Annotated in this window: 15 protein-coding genes; 7 read left to right on the top strand and 8 right to left on the bottom strand. The window is 72.3% G+C overall.

The features are described 5' to 3' along the window. Window positions 1–69 precede the first annotated feature (69 nt). From AC156L_RS15855 to AC156L_RS15840, 4 genes are read left to right on the top strand one after another with little or no spacing between them, the layout of a single operon-like run. Window positions 70–4,857: a DUF4082 domain-containing protein gene (locus AC156L_RS15855; RefSeq protein ID WP_330880417.1), complete on the top strand. Its 4,788-nt coding sequence runs from the start codon at window positions 70–72 to the stop codon at window positions 4,855–4,857. Then, a complete protein-coding gene (locus AC156L_RS15850) occupies window positions 4,854–5,495 on the top strand; it encodes a NeuD/PglB/VioB family sugar acetyltransferase (protein ID WP_330880415.1) in 642 nt (213 codons plus the stop codon). The genes AC156L_RS15855 and AC156L_RS15850 overlap by 4 nt, the downstream gene beginning before the upstream one ends. Beyond that, window positions 5,492–6,571: a DegT/DnrJ/EryC1/StrS family aminotransferase gene (locus AC156L_RS15845; protein WP_330880412.1), complete on the top strand. Its 1,080-nt coding sequence runs from the start codon at window positions 5,492–5,494 to the stop codon at window positions 6,569–6,571. Before AC156L_RS15850 ends, AC156L_RS15845 begins: the two co-directional genes overlap by 4 nt. Further along, complete coding sequence (locus AC156L_RS15840; RefSeq protein WP_330880410.1) at window positions 6,568–7,128, top strand: acyltransferase; 561 nt, start codon at window positions 6,568–6,570, stop codon at window positions 7,126–7,128. The genes AC156L_RS15845 and AC156L_RS15840 overlap by 4 nt, the downstream gene beginning before the upstream one ends. Window positions 7,129–7,185: 57 nt before the next feature. Here the strand turns inward: AC156L_RS15840 and AC156L_RS15835 are convergent, their stop codons facing one another. Next, complete coding sequence (locus AC156L_RS15835; RefSeq protein WP_330880408.1) at window positions 7,186–8,535, bottom strand: O-antigen ligase family protein; 1,350 nt, start codon at window positions 8,533–8,535, stop codon at window positions 7,186–7,188. 7 nt (window positions 8,536–8,542) lie between these two features. Further along, window positions 8,543–9,490: a hypothetical protein gene (locus tag AC156L_RS15830; protein ID WP_330880406.1), complete on the bottom strand. Its 948-nt coding sequence runs from the start codon at window positions 9,488–9,490 to the stop codon at window positions 8,543–8,545. A gap of 277 nt (window positions 9,491–9,767) precedes the next feature. Here AC156L_RS15830 and AC156L_RS15825 point away from each other — a divergent pair, with 277 nt between their 5' ends. Then, window positions 9,768–10,673: a TolB family protein gene (locus tag AC156L_RS15825; RefSeq protein ID WP_330880404.1), complete on the top strand. Its 906-nt coding sequence runs from the start codon at window positions 9,768–9,770 to the stop codon at window positions 10,671–10,673. Between the two features lie 18 nt (window positions 10,674–10,691). Here AC156L_RS15825 and AC156L_RS15820 read toward each other — a convergent pair whose 3' ends face one another. Genes AC156L_RS15820 through AC156L_RS15810 form a run of 3 tightly spaced genes read right to left on the bottom strand, consistent with a single transcriptional unit; the run spans window position 10,692 to window position 14,415 of the window. Beyond that, window positions 10,692–11,894 carry a rhamnosyltransferase WsaF family glycosyltransferase gene (locus AC156L_RS15820; RefSeq protein WP_330880402.1) on the bottom strand — a complete coding sequence of 401 codons (1,203 nt, stop codon included), beginning with the start codon at window positions 11,892–11,894 and terminating at the stop codon, window positions 10,692–10,694. Continuing rightward, on the bottom strand, window positions 11,891–13,321 hold the full coding sequence (locus AC156L_RS15815) for a lipopolysaccharide biosynthesis protein (RefSeq protein WP_330880400.1): 1,431 nt from the start codon (window positions 13,319–13,321) through the stop codon (window positions 11,891–11,893). The genes AC156L_RS15820 and AC156L_RS15815 overlap by 4 nt, the downstream gene beginning before the upstream one ends. After that, complete coding sequence (locus AC156L_RS15810) at window positions 13,318–14,415, bottom strand: glycosyltransferase family 2 protein (protein ID WP_330880398.1); 1,098 nt, start codon at window positions 14,413–14,415, stop codon at window positions 13,318–13,320. The genes AC156L_RS15815 and AC156L_RS15810 overlap by 4 nt, the downstream gene beginning before the upstream one ends. A gap of 119 nt (window positions 14,416–14,534) precedes the next feature. Here AC156L_RS15810 and AC156L_RS15805 point away from each other — a divergent pair, with 119 nt between their 5' ends. Beyond that, on the top strand, window positions 14,535–15,380 hold the full coding sequence (locus AC156L_RS15805; protein ID WP_330880396.1) for a glycosyltransferase: 846 nt from the start codon (window positions 14,535–14,537) through the stop codon (window positions 15,378–15,380). Window positions 15,381–15,436: 56 nt separating this feature from the next. On the opposite strand, the gene AC156L_RS15800 is transcribed toward AC156L_RS15805, so the two are convergent. Genes AC156L_RS15800 through AC156L_RS15790 form a run of 3 tightly spaced genes read right to left on the bottom strand, consistent with a single transcriptional unit; the run spans window position 15,437 to window position 20,522 of the window. After that, complete coding sequence (locus tag AC156L_RS15800; RefSeq protein WP_330880394.1) at window positions 15,437–16,657, bottom strand: MFS transporter; 1,221 nt, start codon at window positions 16,655–16,657, stop codon at window positions 15,437–15,439. Between the two features lie 2 nt (window positions 16,658–16,659). Next, window positions 16,660–18,486: an asparagine synthase (glutamine-hydrolyzing) gene (gene asnB / locus AC156L_RS15795; protein ID WP_330880392.1), complete on the bottom strand. Its 1,827-nt coding sequence runs from the start codon at window positions 18,484–18,486 to the stop codon at window positions 16,660–16,662. Beyond that, a complete protein-coding gene (locus tag AC156L_RS15790) occupies window positions 18,474–20,522 on the bottom strand; it encodes a glycosyltransferase (protein WP_330880390.1) in 2,049 nt (682 codons plus the stop codon). The genes asnB and AC156L_RS15790 overlap by 13 nt, the downstream gene beginning before the upstream one ends. 171 nt (window positions 20,523–20,693) lie before the next feature. Here AC156L_RS15790 and AC156L_RS15785 point away from each other — a divergent pair, with 171 nt between their 5' ends. Further along, window positions 20,694–22,028 carry a glycosyltransferase family 4 protein gene (locus tag AC156L_RS15785; protein WP_330880388.1) on the top strand — a complete coding sequence of 445 codons (1,335 nt, stop codon included), beginning with the start codon at window positions 20,694–20,696 and terminating at the stop codon, window positions 22,026–22,028. Window positions 22,029–22,083 lie beyond the last annotated feature (55 nt).

Here is a 22,083-nt window from a genome sequence, read left to right as displayed (position 1 = left end):
GGCGATCACCTGTCCGGTCCAGTGTGGACGCGACTACCCAACGTGTTTCTCGTTCGAGAGGTGAACCTCATGGTGGCCCAGCACTCGCGTGTCGTGCGGATGCTCCTCGTGACGGCCGTGCTCGCGTCCTGCATGGTGGTGCTGGGGGTCTTCAACGCGCCGGAGGCGAGCGCGGCGCCGTGCGACGCCCCGGTGGTCAACAAGATCGCGTGCGAGAACACGCAGGCGGGGACGCCGGACTGGCAGGCGCCCTACCGCGACGACTCGATCCTGGGCTTCACCACGGACATCAGCACCACCCCCGGCGGGGTGGTGGACTTCAAGATGCTGACGAGCGCGTCGTCGTACAAGATCGACATCTACCGGCTCGGCTGGTACGGCGGCGTCGGCGCGCGGATCATGGGGACGGTCACCCGCAACACCGCGCAGAACCAGCCGCCCTGCCTCAGGGACGGGCCGACGGCGCTGATCGACTGCGGCAACTGGTCCAACTCGGTGAGCTGGACCGTGCCGTCCAACGCGGTGTCCGGCATCTACTACGCGCGCACCCACCGCAACGACACCGGCGCGGAGAACGAGATCGTGTTCGTCGTCCGGGACGACACGAGCCACTCCAAGGTGCTCTTCCAGACCTCCGACGCCACGTGGGTCGCCTACAACCGCTACGGCGGCAACAGCCTCTACTTCGGCGACGGCCCCGGCCAGGGCGGCTCGTCCTACAAGGTCAGCTACAACCGCCCCTACACCGGCGGCGACGGCGACGAGAACTTCATCTTCAACGCCGAGTACCCGATGCTGCGCTTCATGGAGGCCAACGGGTACGACATGAGCTACACCACCGACGTCGACTCCGCCCGCCGCGGCCACCTCATCAAGAACCACCGGGTGTTCATGGCGGTCGGCCACGACGAGTACTGGTCCAACGAGCAGCGCGCCAACGTCGAGGCGGCCCGCGACGCCGGTGTGCACATGGCGTTCCTGACGGGCAACGAGATCTTCTGGAAGACCCGCTGGGAGAAGAGCATCGACACCAGCCAGACCGACTGGCGGACGATCGCCTGCTTCAAGGAGACCAAGGGGACCCAGAACGACCAGCTCGCCGACTGGACCGGCACCTGGCGCGACCCCCGCTTCAGCCCACCGCAGGACGGCGGTCGCCCGGAGAACGCCTTGCTGGGCAACATCTTCACCGTCAACGGCAGGAGGGACGACTCCCTCCAGGTGCCCGCGGCGTACGGCAAGATGCGGCTGTGGCGCAACACCCCGCTGGCGAACCTGCCCGCCGGGCAGACCTACACCTTCCAGCCGGGCACCCTGGGCTACGAGTGGAACACCGTGGAGGACAACGGGTTCCAGCCCCCCGGCGTGGCGCAGCTCTCCCGCACGACGGTGGAGCTGGACGGCTACTACGCGCTGAAGAACCACGGTGACGTCTACGGCTCCGCGACCAAGACGCACGCGATCACCTACTACAAGCACGCCAGCGGTGCCCTGGTGTTCGGCGCGGGCACGGTCCAGTGGGCCTGGGGCGTCGACGACGAGCACGCGTTCCTGACCAACACCCCGACCTCGGACGTCCGGATCAAGCAGGCGACGGTCAACTTCCTCGCCGACATGGGCGTCACGGCCGCCACGCTCCAGCCCGGTCTGGTCGCCTCGACCGCCAGCACCGACACCGCGCCCCCCGCGGTCACGGTCACGAACCTGCCCGCCGGGTCCACCGTCGGCCTCCCGTACACGTTCTCCGGCACCGTCGTCGACGCGGCGGGCCGGGTCGGCGGCGTCGAGGTCTCGACCGACGGCGGCACCCGCTGGCACCCCGCGGTCTGGGAGGCGGGCAGCACCACCTGGAGCTACACCTACACGCCGCCCGCCGCCGGGGCCGCCGCGCTGCGGGTCCGCGCCGTCGACGACTCGGCGAACCTCTCCGCCCCGGTCTCGGCCTCGCCCGGCGTGTCCGCGCGGACGTGCCCGTGCGGCATCTTCAGCAGCCAGGACGTGCCGACGAACACCTCGGCCGACGACAGCTCGCAGCTGGAGCTGGGCGTCAAGTTCCGCAGCAACACGGCGGGTTACGTCCGCGGCGTCAAGTTCTACAAGGGCGCGGGCAACACCGGCACGCACACCGGCTCGCTGTGGGGCACGGACGGCACGCTGCTCGCCACCGGCACCTTCACCAACGAGTCGGCGGGCGGCTGGCAGACCCTGAGCTTCCCGTCGCCGGTCGCGGTGGCGGCGAACACGACCTACATCGCCTCCTACTTCACGCCGACCGGGCACTTCGCCTACGACGAGGAGTACTTCTTCCGCAAGAAGGCGTACCTGGAGCCGTTGACCGGTCTGGAGAGCGGCGTCGACGGGCCGAACAGCGTGTTCAAGTTCGGCGCGGGCTTCCCGACGCAGACCTTCGGCGACACCAACTACTGGGTCGACGTCGTCTGGGCACCGGACCCCGGCCCCGACCTGCGCGCCCCGGTGAGGACCGGCACGTCGCCCGGCAGCGGGGCGGGCAGCGTCGCGCTGACGCCCACCGTCTCGGCGACCTTCGACGAGGCCGTCGCGCCCGCGTCGGTGCAGTACACCCTCACCGGTCCGTCCGGTGCGGTGACCGGCTCGTCCGCCGTGTCCCCCGACGGCCGCACGGCGTCGTTCACGCCGAGCCAGCCGCTCGTCGCGGCGACCGCCTACACGGCGACGCTCCAGGTGGCCGACGCCGCGGGCAACACGCTGCCCCAGCCCGCCACGTGGTCCTTCACCACCGGCTCGCCGCGACCCGCGACCTGCCCGTGCACGGTGTGGGACGACTTCGCCCGACCGGCGGCCGAGGACGCGGGCGACCCGTCCGCCGTCGAGGTGGGCACCAAGGTGAGGTTCGACGGCAAGGGCGAGGTGCTCGGCGTCCGCTTCTACAAGGGCGAGGGCAACACCGGCACGCACACCGGGTCGCTCTGGTCGTCCACCGGCCTGCTCCTCGCCACGGGCACGTTCACCGCGGAGTCGGCGTCCGGCTGGCAGAAGCTGGTGTTCGCCAACCCGGTCGTCGTCAACCCGAACACGACCTACGTGGTGTCCTACTACGCGCCCAACGGCCGGTACTCCGTCAGCGGCGGGTACTTCAACGGCCAGAGCGCGGACCACGCCTCGCTGCACGCCCTCGCGACCGGTGTGGACGGCGGCAACGGCGTCTACCGCTACGGCAGCGGCGGCGGGTTCCCGAACGCGAGCTACAACGGCAGCAACTACTGGGTCGACGTGATCTACCGCAACGGCCTGAACGGCGACACCACGCCGCCCGAGCTGACCGGCCGCACGCCCGCGGTCGACGCGACGAACGTCCCGCAGACGACGTCGCTGACGGCGACGTTCGGCGAGGCCGTCGACCCCGCCTCCGCGCAGATCTCCCTGAGCGACCCCAGGGGCGCGAAGCTGACCGGCACGGTGTCGCTGTCGGCCGACCAGAAGACCGTGACGTGGGTGCCCTCGGGCAAGCTGGTGCCGGGAACCCGGTACACCGCCAGCGTCCTGGTCGCCGACGTCAACGGCAACCCGATGACGTCCGCGAGCACCTGGTCGTTCACCACGAGCGGCGCGGTCACGTGCCCGTGCTCGCTGTTCAGCTCGGCGACGGTCCCGACGACCCCGTCGGCCGACGACGACGGCGCGTACGAGCTGGGCGTCCGGTTCACGCCGACCGCCAGCGGCAAGATCACCGGCGTGAAGTTCTACAAGGGAGCCGGGAACACCGGCACGCACACCGGGTCGCTGTGGTCGGCGAGCGGCCAGCGGCTCGCCACGGGGACGTTCTCCGGCGAGTCCGCGACCGGCTGGCAGACGCTGACGTTCGGCAGCCCGGTGGTGGTGTCGGCGGGCACGACCTACACCGCGTCCTACACGACGACCACGGGCCGCTACTCGGTCAACAGCGGGTACTTCGCGCCCGGCGCGGTCACCAGCCCGCCGCTGGTCGCGCTCCAGGAGCAGAACGGCGTGTTCCAGCCGGGCTCCGGCTTCCCGACGACGACCTACGGCAGCGCCAACTACTGGGTCGACGTCGTCTACCAGCCCAACGACGACAACGACCCGCCGGTGGTCAACGGCCGCACCCCGCTCGACGGCGCCTCCGAGGTCGGGCTGACCAGCCCGGTGACGGTGACGTTCGACGAGCCGGTCGACCTGGCGAGCGCGCAGTTCTCCGTCACCGACCCCGGTGGCGCGCGGATCTCCGGCACGCTGTCGCTGTCCGGCGACCAGAAGACCGTCTCGTGGACGCCGGGGGCCCCGCTGGCCGCCGCCACGCGCTACGCGGTCAGCGCCCGGATCTCCGACGCCTACGGCAACGTGATGCCCGCCGCGACGACGTGGTCCTTCACCGCGGCGACCACGCAGACGTGCCCGTGCTCGCTGTTCAGCTCGGCGACGGTCCCGACGACCACCTCGGCCGCCGACGACGGCGCGTACGAGCTGGGCGTCCGGTTCACGTCCTCGGCCGACGGCCAGGTCACCGGCGTGAAGTTCTACAAGGGAGCGGGCAACACCGGCACGCACACCGGGTCGCTGTGGTCCGCGGACGGCCAGCGGCTCGCCACGGGGACGTTCTCCGGCGAGTCCGCGACCGGCTGGCAGACGCTGACGTTCAGCAGCCCGGTGTCGATCACCGCGGGCACGACCTACGTCGCCTCGTACACGACGACCACGGGCCACTACGCCCTGGACGCCGGGTACTTCCAGACGACGCCGGTCACCAGCCCGCCGCTGAGCGGCGCGGGCCTGCCCAACGGCGTGTTCCAGGCGGGGTCGGGCTTCCCGACGGCGAGCTACAACGGCAGCAACTACTGGGTGGACGTGGTCTTCTCGTGACACCTCGTCCCCTGCTCCTGGTCGGCGGAGGCGGACTGGCCCGCGAGGTCCTCGCGGCCGTCCGGCTCCTGCCGGACACGTGGACGCCGCTGGGCGCCCTCGACGACGACCCGGTCAGGCACGGCTCCGAGCTGGACGGGCTGCCCGTGCTCGGCGGCTCGGAGCTGCTGGCCGACCACCCCGACGCGGCGGTGCTGCTGTGCGTGGCCAACGCGCACCGGCCCCTGTCGCGGCTCCGGCTGGCCCGGCGGCTCGACCTGCCGGAGGACCGGTGGGCCACCGTCGTGCACCCGGCGGCGTCCGTGCCGCCGGGCACGACGCTCGGAGCCGGGACGGTGCTGCTCGCCGGGGCGGTCATCACGACGCCGCTGGAGGTGGGCGGCCACGTGGTGGCCATGCCGCACGTGCTGATCACGCACGACGACGTCGTGGAGGACGGCGTCACCTTCGCCGGGCGGGCCTCGCTCGGCGGCGGCGTGCTGGTCGGTGAAGCCGCCTACCTCGGTCAGGGGGCCCTGGTGAGGGAGAACGTGAAGATCGGCGCCGGTGCCGTGATCGGCATGGGCGCCGTCGTCCTGCGGGATGTTCCGGCAGGCCAGACGTGGGTCGGGGTACCGGCCAGGAGGAGCGACAGGTGATCGAGATCCCGCTGGTGGACCTGCGTGCCCAGCACGAGCAGGTCGCCGACGAGGTCGCGGAGGGCTGGGCCGAGGTGCTCAAGACCACCGCGTTCATCGGGGGGCCGCAGGTCTCGCGGTTCGAGGCGGAGTTCGCCGCCTACCAGGAGGTCGCGCACTGCGTGGGGGTGGCGAACGGCACCGACGCGATCGAGCTGGCGCTGCGCGCGCTGGGCGTCGGCCACGGCGACGAGTGCGTGCTGCCCGCCAACACCTTCATCGCCACGGCCGAGGCCGTGGCCCGAACGGGGGCGACCCCGGTGCTCGTCGACTGCGTCGACGACACGCTGCTGATCGACACGGACCGGATCGCCGACGCGATCACGCCGCGCACCAGGGCGGTCCTGCCGGTGCACCTCTACGGCCAGGCCGCCCCGGTGGAGCTGATCGAGGGCGTGCCGGTGGTCGAGGACGCCGCGCAGGCGCAGGGCGCGCGGCGCCGCGGCGTGCCCGTCGGCGGCCTCGGTGTCGCCGCGGCCACCAGCTTCTACCCCGGCAAGAACCTCGGCGCCTACGGCGACGGCGGCGCGGTGCTGACGACGTCGGCCGAGGTGGCCGAGCGGGTGAAGCTGTTGCGGGAGCACGGTTCCCCGCGCAAGTACGAGCACACCGTGCTCGGCTTCAACAGCAGGCTCGACACGCTCCAGGCCGTCGTCCTGTCGGCCAAGCTCGCCCGGCTGGAGGGCTGGAACGCCGACCGCCGCGCCGCCGCCGCGCGCTACGACGAGCTGCTCGCGGACGTCGAGCAGGTCCGCACCCCCGTCGTGCTGGAGGGCAACCTGCCGGTCTGGCACCTCTACGTGGTCCGCGTCGCCGACCGCGACCGGGTGCTCGCCGAGCTGCACGCCGCGGGCATCGGTGCCGGCATCCACTACCCGACCCCGGTGCACCGCACCGGCGCGTTCGCGTCGCTGGGCGGCTCCTTCCCGGTCACCGAGCGCAGCTCGGCGGAACTGCTGTCGCTGCCGCTGTTCCCGGAGATCACCCCGAGCCAGCAGGAGCGGGTCGTCGAGGTGCTCCGCGGGGCCGTCCGGTGAGCGGGGTCCAGGTCCACCCGGCGGGCCTGTGCGAGAGCGAGGACGTCGGCGACGGCACGCGGGTGTGGGCGTTCGCGCACGTCCTGCCCGGAGCCCGGATCGGCCGCGACTGCAACGTCTGCGACGGCGCGTTCGTCGAGGGCGGCGCCGTGCTCGGCGACCGCGTGACGGTCAAGAACGGCACGCTCGTGTTCGACGGCGTCGTCTGCGAGGACGAGGTGTTCCTCGGCCCGAACGTGCTGTTCACCAACGACCTGCGTCCCCGTGCCGCGATCCGCCGGACCGGGGACGCCCTGCTGTCCACCACCGTCCGCCGGGGCGCTTCCCTCGGCGCGGGAACCGTCGTGGTGTGCGGGATCGAGATCGGCGGCTACGCGTTCGCCGCCGCCGGTTCGGTGATCACCGAGGACGTGCCCGCGCACGCGTTCGTGGCGGGCAACCCGGCGCGCCGCAAGGGCTGGGTCTGCGCCTGCGGGGAACGCCTCGCCGACGACCTGTCGTGCCCCGTGTGCCACAACCGCTACGCGGAGGCCGCGGGGGGCCTGGAGCCCGCGTAGGGGAGTCGGACCGGTCGGACCGGGAAGCGCGTTCAGGAACCGGTGCCGGTCGCGGCACTAGCGGCCCGAGCGCGCTTTCTGCTTGCGGCGCATCTTCTGGAGCCTGCCCGCGGCGGGCACCGAGACCGGGTCCGCCAGGGCCTCGGCCCGTGTGACGCGCAGCAGCGCCCCGCTCGCGCCGACGACCACGAACAGCAGCCCGGTGGCGACGCTGAAGCTCAGCAGGTCGAACGTGGCGGCGCCGAGAGCGCTGACCAGCGAGGCGCACACCAGGCACGCGGCGATGCCGCGCAGGTTCTCGTCCTTCGTGAGCGACCGCGCCTTGAGCGCCGCGTAGATCGACACCAGGAACAGCCCGGCGAACGCGCACAGGCCGAGGTAGCCGTTCTCGATCATGGTCAGCAGGTACTGGTTGTCCAGGATGGGGTTCTTGCTCGGCAGGAACGTGCCGAACCCGCGGCCGAGCCACGGGTGCAGCGCGATCTCCTTCCACGCGCCGTCGTAGTCCTTCGTCCGGCCCTGGAAGCTCGGGTCGTCCTCGATGTTGGAGAACATCCCGCTCAGCGTGCCGAGCAGGCCCGGCACGACCGCGCTGGCGCCGACGAAGAAGACGGCGCCGAACGCCAGCATCGGGATGCCGCGCCGCCTCGGCAGCATGATGCCCATGACCAGTCCGGCGACCACGAGGCCGATGATCGCGGTGCGGGACAGCGAGAGGATCGCGCCGAGGCCGACGAGCGCCAGCACCAGCACCCACCGTCCGGTGTGGACGCCGCGGTCACGGGACTGGAACAGGAAGTGCGCGGCCAGCGGCACCGCGATGGCGCAGATGAGGCCGAACTCGATGGGGTGGTTCACCGTGCCGGACGGGCGGCGGAAGATCGACCGCGACTCGAAGGCCGCGTAGGCGTTCTCCTGGAGCCGCAGGCCGGGCAGGTTCACGTACGACGCGAGGTCGACGCCCAGCCCGAACTGGACCAGGCCGACGAACGCGACGACGGCCACGCACGCGGTCAGGACCCGCAGCACGCGGTCCAGCCGGTCCCGGCCCCGCACGGCGTCGCAGATGAAGACCGCCACGGTGACCATCGCGAGGATCCGGATCATGCTGCTGTCGGCGACGCTCAGCTCGTCCGTCGGCAGGTAGCGGCGGGTGGCCCGCGCGAACGTCAGCAGGTGGATCACCAGGAAGATCGCGATGGCCGTCCGCACCGCGTTGCGGCCCTTGGCCATGGACATGGTGTCCATGAGGTGCGTGCTGAACCACACGACGCCGAGGAACAGGGCCACCACCATCGCGGGCGGCAGGGTGATCGGCACGAACGCGACGATGAGCCGGGCCGGGATGATCAGCAGTGCCAGCAGGTACAGGCAGGCCAGCGTGGCGCCGTCCGCGCGCTGCCGCACTACCCGCTCACCTGGTGCGGGGGTCTTCACTGCTGGGCCACGTCGGATCCGCCTTCGGGGCGGAGATGAAGACGGTGGCCTGGTTGGCCAGGTGTTCGGGCTTGGGGGTGGTCACCCCGTTTCGCTGCTGGCGGACCGGCTGCTGGCGGGGAGCCTCGGGCTGCGGGCGCGCGGGAGGGCGGGTGTGGTCGTGCCCGTCCTGGGAGGCGGGCCGGACCGGGTGCCGGGGGGCGTCGGGCGCGTCCTGCGGTGCGTGGCGGGCCGGGGTGCGGGAGCTGTCGAGCGGGTCGGACCGGACGGGCCGGGGCGGGGTGTCCGCCGGGGGCCTCGGCCGGTGCGAGCCGGGCGGCACGTCCACGTCGTCCGGCTCGTCGCCGTCGCCGTCGACCTCCGCGGGCTCCGTGTCCTTGCGCCGCTTCGCCTTGTTCAGCACGCTGTCCGACCCGAAGGTGACCGCGATGGTCAGGAGCAGCAGGACGACGGCGGCGGCGCCGACGAAGCGCACCTTGCCGCCGATCTTCGCCTCGGCGGAGGTCGGCCGCACGAGCACCTGGGCGGTGATGAACGTCGGCTCGGGCGCGTTCAGCGTCCGCTGCCGGGCGTCCAGCTCGACGCTCGCCCGCTCCAGGACCTTGGTCACCAGTGCCTGGGCCTGGTCCGGCGAGTCGGCCTCGGCCGTCACGAAGAGCAGCGGTCCGCCCACGGGGCCGGTGTTCGCGGTGTAGGTGCTCGTCGACTTCTCGCCCGCGAGCTCGGTGCGGGTCATGGGGTCGCCCAGCACCTGGGTGAGGATCTGCGCGGTCGTGGTCAGGCTGCCGTCGAAGGCGAGCAGCGGGTTGACGCGCACGACGTCCTCGGGCTTCGTGTTGTCCGAGAACCGCCCACCCGACGACGGAGAGGTGAACACCATCGTCCCGGTGGACTCGTAGCGCGTCGGCACTGACGCGTAGGTCATGAACGCCAGGAGCGCGGAGACGAGCAGCGCTGGGACCGCTATGTACCAGCGTCTCCTCAGAACACGCGTGGTCTCCCAGAAATCCATCAAAATCCCCGATCTGGACCTGGCTCCGCAACCGCGGAGTATCGCTACCCAACAAATCGGCGCCGGTGCTCAATTGTTACAGGCCGTGATGGACATCGGCCGTCCGTGAGGCATCCTGGACGACATGAGACGCCTTGTTGTCCCCGTAGCGGCGATTCTACTGGTAGTTCTCGGGGGGACCGGGTACGTCGTGAGCCAGGTGCGGGCCAAGGACGACGCACCGTCGTCACCGTCGGCGGCGGCGACGCGGGAGGGAGACCTCCTCTTCGTCGACCTGCGCGACGGCCGCAACCGCGTCGAGAAGCTCAGCACGACCGATCCGGCGGGCCCGAGGGCCACCACCGAGCTGACCTGCCAGCGGGTCTACGCGGCGGGCGGGACGACCGTGTGCCTCGCCCTGGCCGGACCGGGTCCGAGCTACGCGGCCGAGGTCAGGGACGGCGCGGGGGCCGTCGTGCGCAGCGTCGCGCTGCCCGGCGTGCCCAGCCGCGCGAAGGTGTCGGCGTCCGGCCAGGTGGTCACGTGGACCAGTTTCGTGAAGGGCGACTCCTACGCCGTGCCCGGCGGCTTCTCGACCCGCACGGGCTTCCTGAACCTGCGCACGGGCGAGGTCGTGGAGTCGATCGAGCACTTCGAGGCGACCGTCGACGGCGTGGTGCACCAGGCGCAGGACGTGAACTACTGGGGCCTCACGGTGGCCTCCGACGACCGCACGTTCTACGCCACGCTGGGGTCGGGCGGCTACACGTGGCTGGTGCGCGGCGACCTGGAGACGAAGAAGCTCACGTCGCTGCGTCGTGACGCTGAGTGTCCGTCCCTGTCGCCCGACGGGACCAAGGTGGCCTACAAGAAGCGCATCGGCAGGCTCGGTCCGTGGGACCTGGCGGTCCTCGACATCGCGAGCGGGCGGGAGACCAGGCTCCCCGGCACGGCGGGCGTCGACGACCAGGCGACGTGGCTCGGCGGCGACCGGCTGGCGTTCGCCGCCGTGCCCAGGGACGCGAAGGCCCCCGCGGTCCACGTGGTCGCGGCCGACGGCTCGGCCCCGGCGACCGTGCTGGTGGCGGACGCGACCTCACCGTCCCCGACGACCTGAGGCGGGGGTCGCCCCGCCTCAGGCGGACAGCTCGCGCCGGAGGACCTTCTCCAGCTCGTGCCCGGCCGCGTCCCAGGAACGGCCCGCCACGCTCGCCGAGGCGGCCGCGGCGAGCGCGGGGAAGCCGGGGGTCGTCACGACGTCCGAGAGGGCGCGAGCGAGCTCGTGGGGGGTCGCCGCGGCGTACCGCACGTGCTCGTTGTCGAGCACCACGCGGTTGTGCGCGGCCTCGTTGACCACCGGGACGCAGCCCGCGGCGAGCATCTCGTGCGGTACGAGCGACACGTTGGTCATGGACAGGCTCAGCCCGGCGAAGCAGCGGTTGTAGATCCGGTTCAGCTCGTCGGGGCTCACCAGCCCGTGGTCGACGAACCGGGGACCGAGGTCGCCGACCTCCTCGCCGTAGACGTGGATCCACAGCTCGGGGTGCCGCTCGGAGAACAGCTCCAGCGCCAGCGCGCCCAGCTCGTAGGCCCGCCTCGGCGCCTTCCTCCTGGCGTAGAACACGATCCCGTCGCGGACCGCGCCCTCGTCCAGCCGGTAGCGGTCGGCGTCGCAGCCGAAGTCGAACCAGTCGGCGGCCATGCCGTCCTCGTCGCGCAGCTTCTCGGCGAGGAACCGGCCCGCGGTGAACCCGTGGAAGCCCATCCGGTAGGTGTTCGCGGCCAGTGTGGACAGTCCGCCCACGGGGAAGAACCACGGCTCGTAGTCCTGCACGAGGTAGAAGCGCTTGCCCGCGCACGGGTCGTTGAACACCGGGTAGGCCGTCATCCACGCGGTGGCGAACACGGCGTGCGCGTCGGCCATGCCGTCGGTGACGTCGTGGACGGTCCCGCGGAACGCCGGGAACGCCGCCCGCACCGAGGGTTCGAGGTCGACCGCCCGGTTCCCGAACGTGTCGTACAGGTAGAGCCTGCACGTGTGCCCGAGCGACTCCAGGTGCGTGATGAGCCGGAACATCGTGGTGTGCCCGCCCGACCCGTGGGCGGGCGGCGTGGTCACCCAGTTGACCGTCAGCCTGCCGTCGGCCGGGACCGGCGGGACCACGACGGGCTTCACCGCGCCGAGGTCGGCGGCCCGCACGTCCCGCTCGCGCACCGGCAGCGCCTCGGCGCCGGGGCCGAGCCGCTTGGCCGCCGCGGTCAGCGCGCGGGAGCCGAGGCCCCGCACACCCTGGTCCCTGACGATCCTCGACACCTGCCGCAGACGCCGCTGGATCACGGGGCCGCCCTCCTCAGAACGCCCAGCGCCTCGTGGCGCAGCGGGTACACGACGGCGGTGTAGGCCGCCAGGGACAGGACTCCGCCGACGAGCAGCTGCCACACGTTGCCGGGCACCACGAACGTCACCGCCTGCGCGACCGCGATCATCAGCACCCCGCCGAGCACCGGCCTCGCGAGCGTGGCGCCGAGCGCGCGCGCCTTCACGCCGTAGGGCCGGAACGCCACCAGGTAGGCGGGCACGATCACCAGCACGGCCACCACGACGTGGGCCGCGGCCACACCCCGGATGCCGTCCAGGTGCGCGCCGACCAGCAGCAGCGGCACCAGCGCGCCCAGCCACACGACGTGGATCACCAGGATCGCCCGCGAGCGGCCCGCGCTGGCGAGGAAGTCGTAGCCCAGCTCCAGCGCCACCCGGACCGCGCCCAGCAGCACCAGCATCGCCAGCGCCGTCGCCGCGGGCGCCCACCGCTCGCCGTAGACCACGCGGATGAGCGGGTCGGCGAGCGCGGCCAGCAGCACGCAGGCGGGCACGGTGAACAGCGCCAGCAGGCCGAGCGCTCGGCCGAACGTCCGCTGGAACTGCTCGGGATTGTCCCTGACCTGCGAGAACGCGGCGAGGGACACGCTGCGGACCGGTGCGGAGAAGGCACCGACCGGCCAGCTGGAGAGGTTGAACGCGAGCAGGTAGTAGCCGAGCGGGACGGTGCCGAGCACCGAGCCCACCACGATGTAGTCGACGTTCATCACGCCGAACACCAGCAGGCTGGACCCGGCGAGCGGGAGGCCGAACGCCAGCAGCGACCGGGCCTGCGCGCGGTCGAAACCGGGCCGGTAGCGCTCCTTGGTGAGCGCGAACATGACCACCGCTGCGGCCACGTTCGTCGCGAGCCGCGACCACGCCAGGCTCCACGCGCCGAAGCCCAGCAGGGCGAGCACGACCACCACGGCCGTGCCGACGACGAAGCCCGTCGTGTCGGCGGCGAACTTGTGGTCCTGCCGGAAGTCGCGCTGGAGCATCGCGCCCGGCACGGCCGACGCGCCCGCGACGACGAGCGCCAGCGACATCAGCTGGATCACGCCGGTGGCCTCGGGGGCGCCCATGGCGTTCGAGAACCACGGGGCGCCCACCACGCAGATGACGGCGAGCAGCGTGCCGGAGGCGATCGACAGCGTGGTCACCGTCGGCGCCATCTCGTCGATCGGGCCCCTGGTGCGCACCAGCGCCGCGCTCACGCCCATCTCGCTGACGCTCAGCACGATGTTCAGCACCACGAGGGCGACGGCGAAGACGCCGAACTGCTCGGGGGCGATGAGGCGGGCGAGCAGGACGCCGACACCGACCTGGCTGACGCGCTGGAGGACGCTGTTGACCGCGCTCCACCGGATCGCCGACCCGACCTTGCGTTCGAGCTGCGACGTCATTGACCGCGCCACTTCCAGAGCTGGTGGGACAGCCACAGGCGCCCGCGCTTGACGGCGTGCGGTGCGAGGAAGACCTGGGTCCGGTTGCAGAGGCGGGCGCCGAGGCGCTTGCGGCGGCGCAGCGCGCGGTACTCGGGCAGCTCCTCCGCGTCCGGGTAGGTCGCCAGCGCGAAGGCCGCCAGCTCGTCGGCGGGCACCTCGTCGAGCTGGTCGCGGTCGTGGGCGCGCACGGCGCGCCACAGCGCGTCCTTCGCGATGGCCTTGTGCGCCAGGCTCCGCAGGCGTTCGGCGCCCGGCAGCTCGGGGTGCTCGTCGACGACGCGGTCGAACACGTCGCGGCGCTGCTCCAGGTCCGCGAAGACCGACGAGAACGTCGTGCGCATCATGCTCTGGGCGTGCACGCGGTAGTACGCCGCCTGCCTGCCGCGGACGTAGCCGATGTCCGACACGGCCGCGATCCGCAGCCACATCTCCAGGTCGCCCGCGTGCGGCAGGTCGGGGCGGTAGCCGCCGACCCGCTGCTGCACCGACGTCCGGACGACGACCTCCGGCGAGGAGATGACGTTGCGGCTGCTGCGGAAGCGCCGCTCGATCCAGTCGTGCCCGGCCCACGTGCTCGTGCCCAGCGGCAGGGTGGTGACCTTCGGCAGGGCGTCGTGGTCGGAGTAGTAGACGACGCGGCCGTAGACCATGCCGACCCGCGGGTGGCGCTCGAAGACCTCAGCCGCGCGCGCCAGGGCGCCGGGGGCGAGCAGGTCGTCGGCCGAGAGCAGCACGGTGTAGTCGGCGCTCGCCCACTCCAGCAGGCCCTCGTTGTAGGTCGCGATGTGGCCCTTGTTCACCTCGTGCCTGCGTCCCGCCACCCTGGGGTCGGCGGCCACCAGTTCGGCCACCACCTCGGGGGTGTTGTCCGACGAGGTGTCGTCGATCACGAGCACGCGGACGTCCACGCCCGGCTGGTCCAGCACGCTCCGGACGCACGCGGGCAGGAAGTGCGCGTAGTTGTAGCAAGGGATGACGACGTCGACCGTCGGCAGCCTGCCCGCTCGTCGGGGGCTCGGTCGGCTCAACTGGTCCGCGGGGTGCGTTGGCACGTGCCCGGTCCTCCTCGCTGGTGGTCTCCTCCTACACATCGTGCGCGCGGGCGCTTTGTTAACCGCGGAACGATTCGCCGTCCACGACCGATGTAGGGGACAACGGGAATGGGGTGTTGATGGACCACGTCGTCCTGACGCGATTCAACCTGCCGTCCAAGGGCGCGGAGAGCTACATCCGTGCGAAGGACGGTTGGCTGGCCGAGCGCGTCGAGCTCTTCGAGACCTACTGCCTGCCCTCGGTGCTGGCGCAGACCGACCGCCGGACGAAGTGGATGATCTACTTCGACCCGGAGAGCCCGCAGTGGCTGCTCGACCGGATCGCGGGCCACGGCGACGCGTACACGCCGGTCTTCCGCGCCGAGGTCAGCCGGGAGGAGCTGCGCGCCGACGTGGCCGCGTTGTTCGACGTCAAGGGCACCGAGCTGGTCACGACGAACCTCGACAACGACGACGGTCTGGCCCACGACTTCGTGGAGCGTCTGTGCTCCGCGCCCGGTCGCGGTCAGCGGGCCGCCTACTACCTCGTCAACGGGCTGGTCAAGAGCCCCACCGGTCTGTACGGCCACCGCGACCCGCACAACGCGTTCGTGTCGGTGCGGGAGAGCTGGACCGAGCCGATCACCTGCTGGGGCCACTGGCACAACAGGATGCACGAGCACATGCCGGTCCTCGAACTCGGCGGCGAGCCCGGCTGGCTCCAGGTCGTGCACGGCGGCAACGTGAGCAACCGCACACGCGGGCGCCTCGTCTCGCCCGCGCGGTACCGGAAGTCGTTCGGCACCGCGCTGGACGACGTGCCGGAGCCGGACGGCCGGTCGCTGGTCAAGGACCGGGTCGTCGGGCGGCCCGTGCGGGTCGTGCGCGATTCGGGGCGGGTGCTGGTGAAGAACGCCGCGCTGAGGGTGCTGGGCAAGTCCGGCTTCGAGCGGGCCAAGCAGCTGCTGGCCGCGCGGACGGGCTGATCGGGCCTCGGGGTGGGGAACGCCCGCCGGGTTCCCCACCCCGTTCCGCCGCGGACTCAGCCGCGGGAGCGGTCGAGCTGCCAGGCGATCAGCAGCGTGGACGTGAGCGCCGCGAACGCCGTGCCGACGGCGAGGCCGAAGGTCGCGAACTGGAGCAGGAACCCGAAGGCGACGGACGCCACGAGGCGGGTGAGCGCCTGTCCGGTTTGGACGACCGCGAGACCCGACGCCCGCAGGGTTTCCGGGGCCAGCGCGCTGACCCTGGCTGACAGCACGCCGTCGGTGCAGCCGTAGAACAGCCCGTGCAGCGCCAGGGCGAGCACCGCGACGGGGTACCCGGACGCGGGGGTGAACAGCAGCGCGTACACGCCCAGCAGCAGCACGTGCCCGATGAGGAACATCCGCCAGCGGCCGACGCGGTCGGCGAGCCGTCCCAGCGGCGCCGCGGTGAGCAGGAACACCAGCGCGGTCGCGAGCGGGAGCAGCGGCAGCAGCCCCAGCGGGATGCCGGTCGCCCGCTGCACCAGGATGTAGACGAACGCGTCGGACATCGTGGCGAGGCCGAGCGCGGCGGACGCGACGGCCGTCCGGCGGAACGCGGGTTCGCGCAGCAGCGCCAGCCCGGCGCGCAGGGACGGCGGGGGGCCGGTGGCGGCCTTGTCGGCAGGCCGTTCCCGCACGAACCAGACGAGCACGATCAGGCCCAGCAGCGCGAAGCAGGCGCTGACGACGAACACCGGGCCCGGCACGATGCCGATCTGCGTCAGCAGCAGGAACGTGACCAGCGGGCCCATCAGCGCGCCGAAGGTGTCCATGCTGCGGTGCACGCCGAACGCCGTGCCGAGCTGGTCCGCGGGGGTGCTGAGGGAGATCAGCGCGTCCCGCGGCGCGGTGCGCAGGCCCTTGCCCGCGCGGTCGGCCGCGAGCAGCGCGCCGATGCCGAACGCGGAACCGCCGACGACGGGGAAGAACAGCTTCGTGACCGCGGACAGCCCGTAGCCCGCCGCCGCGACGGCCTTGGGCCGCCTCAGGCGGTCCGACGCGTGGCCGCCGACCAGCCGCAGGACGGCGGTGGCCCCGGTGTACAGCCCGTCGAGGATGCCGAACTGCGCGTACCCCATCTGGAGGCTGAACAGCAGGTACACCGGCATGAACGCGGTGATCATCTCGGACGAGACGTCCGTGAGCAGGCTCACGGTGCCGAGCGCGAACACGGTGCTGGGCAGGCGCTTGCCCAGCTCGGTCTTGCCCGTGGGACGGCTGGACGCGACGTACACGGCTAGCGCCCCGCCATCTCGCGGTGCCACACCTCTAGGGACAGCAGCGTCCAGATCCTCGGCTGCTCGTTGCGGGCGCCGCTGGCGTGCCCGGCGAGCAGCGCGGCGACGGCCGCCCGGTCCAGGGCACCGCCGACGAACGACGAGGGACCGGTCAGCAGGTCGAACGCCATGTCCTTCAGGCCGTCGCGGAACCAGGCGTCCAGCGGCACCTTGAAGCCGGACTTGGGGCGGTCGACGACGTCGGCGGGCAGGTGCTCGCGCGCGACCTCCTTGACGACCCACTTGGTCGTGCCGCCGCGCACCTTCACGTCGCTGGGCAGGCTGAACGCCAGCTCGGCCACGCGGTGGTCCAGGAACGGCGGCCGCAGCTCCAGCGAGGCGGCCATCGACATGCGGTCGCCGCGCTCCAGGAGGTTGTCGGCGAGCCAGGTGTGCGAGTCGGCGTAGAGCATCCGGGTCAGCGCGTCCCCGCCGCCGTCCTCGTAGGGCCCGAGGACCGACCGGGTGGCGGGGCCGCCGAGCAGCGCGTCGCGCTCGGCCGTGGTGAACGGCGCGAACCAGCCGCGCATCCGCTCGGCGTAGCTCGGTTCGCCCAGCGCGCGCACGGCGACGCCGAGGCGGGCCCTGCTCGCGGGCAGCGCCCCCTCGATCCGGCGCAGGGCGGCACCGGGCAGCACACCGGCCAGCTTGGTCGCGCGCGCGAAGCGGTACTTGGGGTAGCCGCCGAACAGCTCGTCGCTGCCCTCACCGGACAGCACGACCTTCACGTCGCGGCGGGCGAGTTCGGCGAGGCGGAACACGGCCACGTCGGCGGGCTCGGACAGCGGGGCGTCGCGGTGCCAGCTCAGCTTCGCCCAGCTGTCGCGGAAGTCGTCCGCCGTCACCACGACCTCGTGGTGCTCGCTGCCGACGATCCCGGCCACCTTGCGGGCCCACGCCGTCTCGTCCACGCGCTCGTCGCCGAACCCGGCGGAGAACGTGTGCAGGCCCGCGCCGTCGCGCTCGCGGGCGACGAGGGCGGTGATGAGGCTGCTGTCGACGCCGCCGGAGAGGTAGGCGCCCACGGGCACGTCGGCGATGAGCGCGTCGCGCACCGACGCCGTGAGGGCGTCGTCCACCAGCCGCACGGCCTCCTCGGGCGAGACCTGCCGGACGTCGGGCTCCCTGGGCAGCTCCCAGTACGGCTCGGTGCGGATCGCGCCGTCCGCGGTGACCACGAGGTGGTGGCCCTGCGGCACCTTCCGCACGCCCTCGACCAGCGTGTACGGCGCGGGCACCGAGCGGTGCGCCAGGTAGTCGTGCAGGCTCTCGCCGTCGACCCGGTGCGCCCCGATCACCGGGAACAGCGCCTTGATCTCGGAGGCGAACGCGAACACGTCGGCGGTCGCGTAGTAGTACAGCGGCAGGATGCCGAGCCGGTCGCGCACCAGGTGCGTCTCGCCGGTCGCCGAGTCGTGCAGCGCGTAGGCGAACTGGCCGCGCAGCCTCGTGGCGCCGCGCACGCCGTACCGCTCGTAGAGCGCCAGCAGGACCTCGGTGTCGCCCTTGGTGCGGAACGGGTACGCGAGTTCCGAGCGCAGCTCCCGGTAGTTCAGGACCTCGCCGTTGAACGTGATGTGCGTGCGACCGCTCGCGCCCTCCATCGGCTGCGGCGACCCGGCCAGGTCGATGATCGACAGCCGGGTGTGCGCGAAGCCGACCGAGCCCTCGGACCAGAAGCCGCTGTCGTCGGGACCGCGGTGGTGCAGCCGCTTCGCCATCTCCGCGAGCAGCCCGGCGTCGACCGGCTCCCCGTCGAAGCGGCGGATGCCCGCTACTCCGCACACGGTGTGCTCCCCGCGGCGGTGTGCGTGCCCTCGGCCAGCGCCATCAGCTCCAGCGCGCGGGAGTCCCACGACGCCGTGAGGACGGCCTCGCGCCGCTCCCGCGGGGTCTTCGGACCGCCGTCGGAGAGGGTCTGGCGGACCAGGTCGACGAAGGCCGTGTGGTCCGGCGCGATCCGGACGACGTCGGCGTACCGGGCCACCTCGGGGAAGTCCGTGCTGACCACGGCGAGCCCGAGCGCCAGGTACTCCTTCATCTTGATGGGGTTCGCGTGCTTGATCCAGTCGTTGTCGAGCCACGGCATCAGGGCGACGTCGAAGCCGGAGCCGTACGCGGGGATCTGCGCGTAGGAGCGGAAGTCGAGCCAGTGCACGTTCCGGTACTTGTCGTACCGCTCCATCGAGCAGGTCGCGTCGCCGATCATCACCAGCGAGGCCTCGGGGAACTCGACCGCGATGCGCTCCAGCAGGTCGAAGTCGACCAGGTAGTCGTCGAGGCTGCCGAAGAACCCGATGCGCGGGCCGGGGATCGACGCGAGGTCGGCGGGCAGCTCGTCCGTGCGGCGGAAGTGGTCCACGTCGACGCCGTGGTCGAGGAAGTGCGCGCGGTCGCCGGTGAGGCCGCGCTCCTCCTCCTGGAGGGCGCGGCTGACGTAGAGGACCCGGTCCGAACGGGACAGCAGCTGGTCCTCCAGCGCGCGGATGGTCGACTGGTCCGACTCGGGGAACGCCGAGTGCCGGTCGGAGCGGTTGAACAGCAGCGTGCGCCGCTTCATCGGCTCGACGACGTCCCACGCGGTCGGGATGGTCGCGACGACGGCGGGCGTGCCCATCCGCAGCGCGAGGCACACGGCCCGCACCTGGGCGCGCACCAGCACGGAGTTCAGCTTGCGCAGCCACGGCTTGCCGTAGAACGGCAGCGGCAGCGGCGTCATGACGTGGAAGCCGGGGGTGTCGGGCAGCGGGCGGCGCACGAGCTTCGCGACGCTGCGGGCCTTGCGCAGGATGCGGCGCGCGAACTGGGTGCTGCGGCCCGGCAGCGGCATCCGCAGGCCGATGCTGTTCACCAGGAGGACCTTGCGGTGCTCGGCCACCCGGCGCAGCAGCTGGAAGTCGGAGTGCGCCTGGTTGTGGTACCACCAGTCCTGCGCGGAGAAGCAGAGGTAGCTCGGCCCCCGCTCCGCGGTCGTCGCACTCGGCGTCTCGGCGGGCCATTCCGTCATCGTGAGCAGTCCTCGCAGTGCCGTGCGGTGCCGCGGGTCCCGCGAGCGGAGTCCTTCGTTCAGCGCCACGGCCAGCCACATGAGGGCCGCGGCGGCGCGCCCGTGCCGCTCGCGGTGCACCCGCACCCGGTTGGCCGTGAGGATCGACCACAGCCTCGGCGACGTCCGCACCTCGCCGCCGATGTGCTCGACCACGGCCCGCGGCTCGTAGCGCACGGGGAAGCCCGCCCCACCCGCGCGGAGCATGTACTCGGTCTCCTCGGAGTACAGGAAGTACCGCTCGTCCAGCGGGCCCAGCGCGTCGAGGACCTTCCGGGTGACCAGCCAGGCGGCGCCCGTGGCCCAGTCGACGACGTGCGGGTGCTCGTACTCCCGCGCGGCGACGACGGTCTCGCCCAGCGCCGGGAACCGGCCGGCCCGACCGCCGCCGAGCAGCGCCTCGCCGAGCGCGCGCAGCACCGTCGGCTCGCGGCGCAGCGAGTGGTGCGGCGCGCCGTCCGGTCCCACCAGGCGGGGGACCGCGATGGCGGCGCCGGTCGCGCGCAGCGCCTCCACGGCTCCGGGGCGCAGGCGGATGTCGGCGTTGAGCACGAGCACGTCGTGGCCCTCGGCCGCGGCGACGCCCAGGTTCACGCCCGCGGCGAAGCCCGCGTTGACCGGGTTGCGCACGACCACGGCGGTCGGCGACACCTCCTCGACCACCGCGAGGGTGCGGTCGGTGGAGGCGTTGTCCACCACGACCACGCGGACGTCGTCCGGGAGCGAGGCCAGGCAACCACCGATCACCTTCTCGCTCTGGTAAGTGACGATGACCACCGCGACAGGTGACCGATCCACCGCATCTCCTAGCCGAAGTCCTGAACGGGGCACGTATCCGCTACATCGAGCCCGCCGGGATCTCCGTTACGACGGCGGGGGAGGTGTAACCGATCCGACTCCCGGAACGAGAACACAACGTCAGGGCAGTCAGCGAGGAAGAGGATCCGGGTGTCGCATTCGCCGCACGTGTTGATCATCGTGCAGAACCTGCCGGTCCCGTTGGACCGGAGGGTGTGGCTGGAGTGCCGGGCGCTCGTCGCGGCCGGCTACCAGGTGTCGGTGATCTGTCCGAAGGGGCCTGGTGATCCCGCCTACCAGGAACTCGACGGTGTGCACCTGCACAAGTACGCACCGCCACCGCAGGCCGACGGCGCGGCGGGCTACGCGTGGGAGTTCCTGTACTGCTGGGTGCGCACGGCGTTGCTCAGCGTGAAGGTCCGCCGCCGTCAGCGCTTCCACGTCGTGCAGGCGTGCAACCCGCCGGACACCTACTGGGCGCTCGCCCTGCTGTGGCGGCTCGGCGGTGTCGGGTTCGTGTTCGACCACCACGACCTCAACCCCGAGGTCTTCCTGTCCCGCTTCGGCGAGCCGACCGGGATCGCGGGCAAGGCGCAGCTGCGGATCCTGCGCTGGCTGGAGCGCCGCACGTTCCGCACGGCCCAGCGGGTGATCTCCACGAACACCTCCTACCAGCGCATCGCCTGGGAACGCGGCGACGTGCCGGAGGAGCGCACGACGGTGGTCCGTTCGGGCCCCGACACCACGGTCATGCGGCCGGTCGAGGGTGATCCGGCGCTGCTCCGCGGCGGCAAGCACCTCGTGGCCTACCTCGGCATCATGGGTCCGCAGGACGGGGTCGACGGCGTCCTGGAGATCGCGAAGCGGGTCGTGCTCGACAAGGGCCGGACGGACGTCAGGTTCGCGCTGCTCGGCTTCGGCGACTGCCTGGAGGACCTGAAGGGGCGTTGCACGGCCATGGGGCTCGACGACCACGTCGAGTTCACCGGGCGGGTCGGGCCGGAGCAGATCACCCGCTACCTGTCGACCGCGTCCGCGGGCCTCGGGCCGGACCCGCTGAACCCGCTGAACGACGTGTCCACGATGAACAAGACGATGGAGTACATGGCCTACGCCGTGCCCGTGGTCGCCTACCGGCTCACCGAGACGGTCGTGTCGGCCGCGGACTGCGCCGTCTACGTGGAGCCCGGCGACGTCGACGGGTTCGCCGACGCGCTGGTCGAGCTGCTCGACGACCCGGAGCGGCGGGCGGCCCTCGGCGTCGCCGGTCGGCGCCGGTGCGAGCGGGAGCTGGACTGGCGGCCCCAGGCCGAGAACTACGTCGGCGTGTACGACGAGCTGCTCGGGTTCCCGTCGAAGGGCCCGTTCCCCGAGGGCCCTCCCGTGCTGGACGGCGACCTCGTCGACCGGTGGGGCAACCGGCTGGTCGACCTGCGCGACGAGGCCGCGCTGCGCGCGTTCGCGGCGGACCGGGCGGTGCGCTGACGACCCCGCTCGCGCGACGGGCCCGCACCCGGCGCCGGGGGCGGGCCCGGCGCGC

The sequence above is a fragment of the Umezawaea sp. genome, from assembly GCF_057122925.1.
The sequence above is the reverse complement of the archived record's forward strand: the minus strand, read 5'-3'. Positions and strand labels throughout refer to the sequence as shown.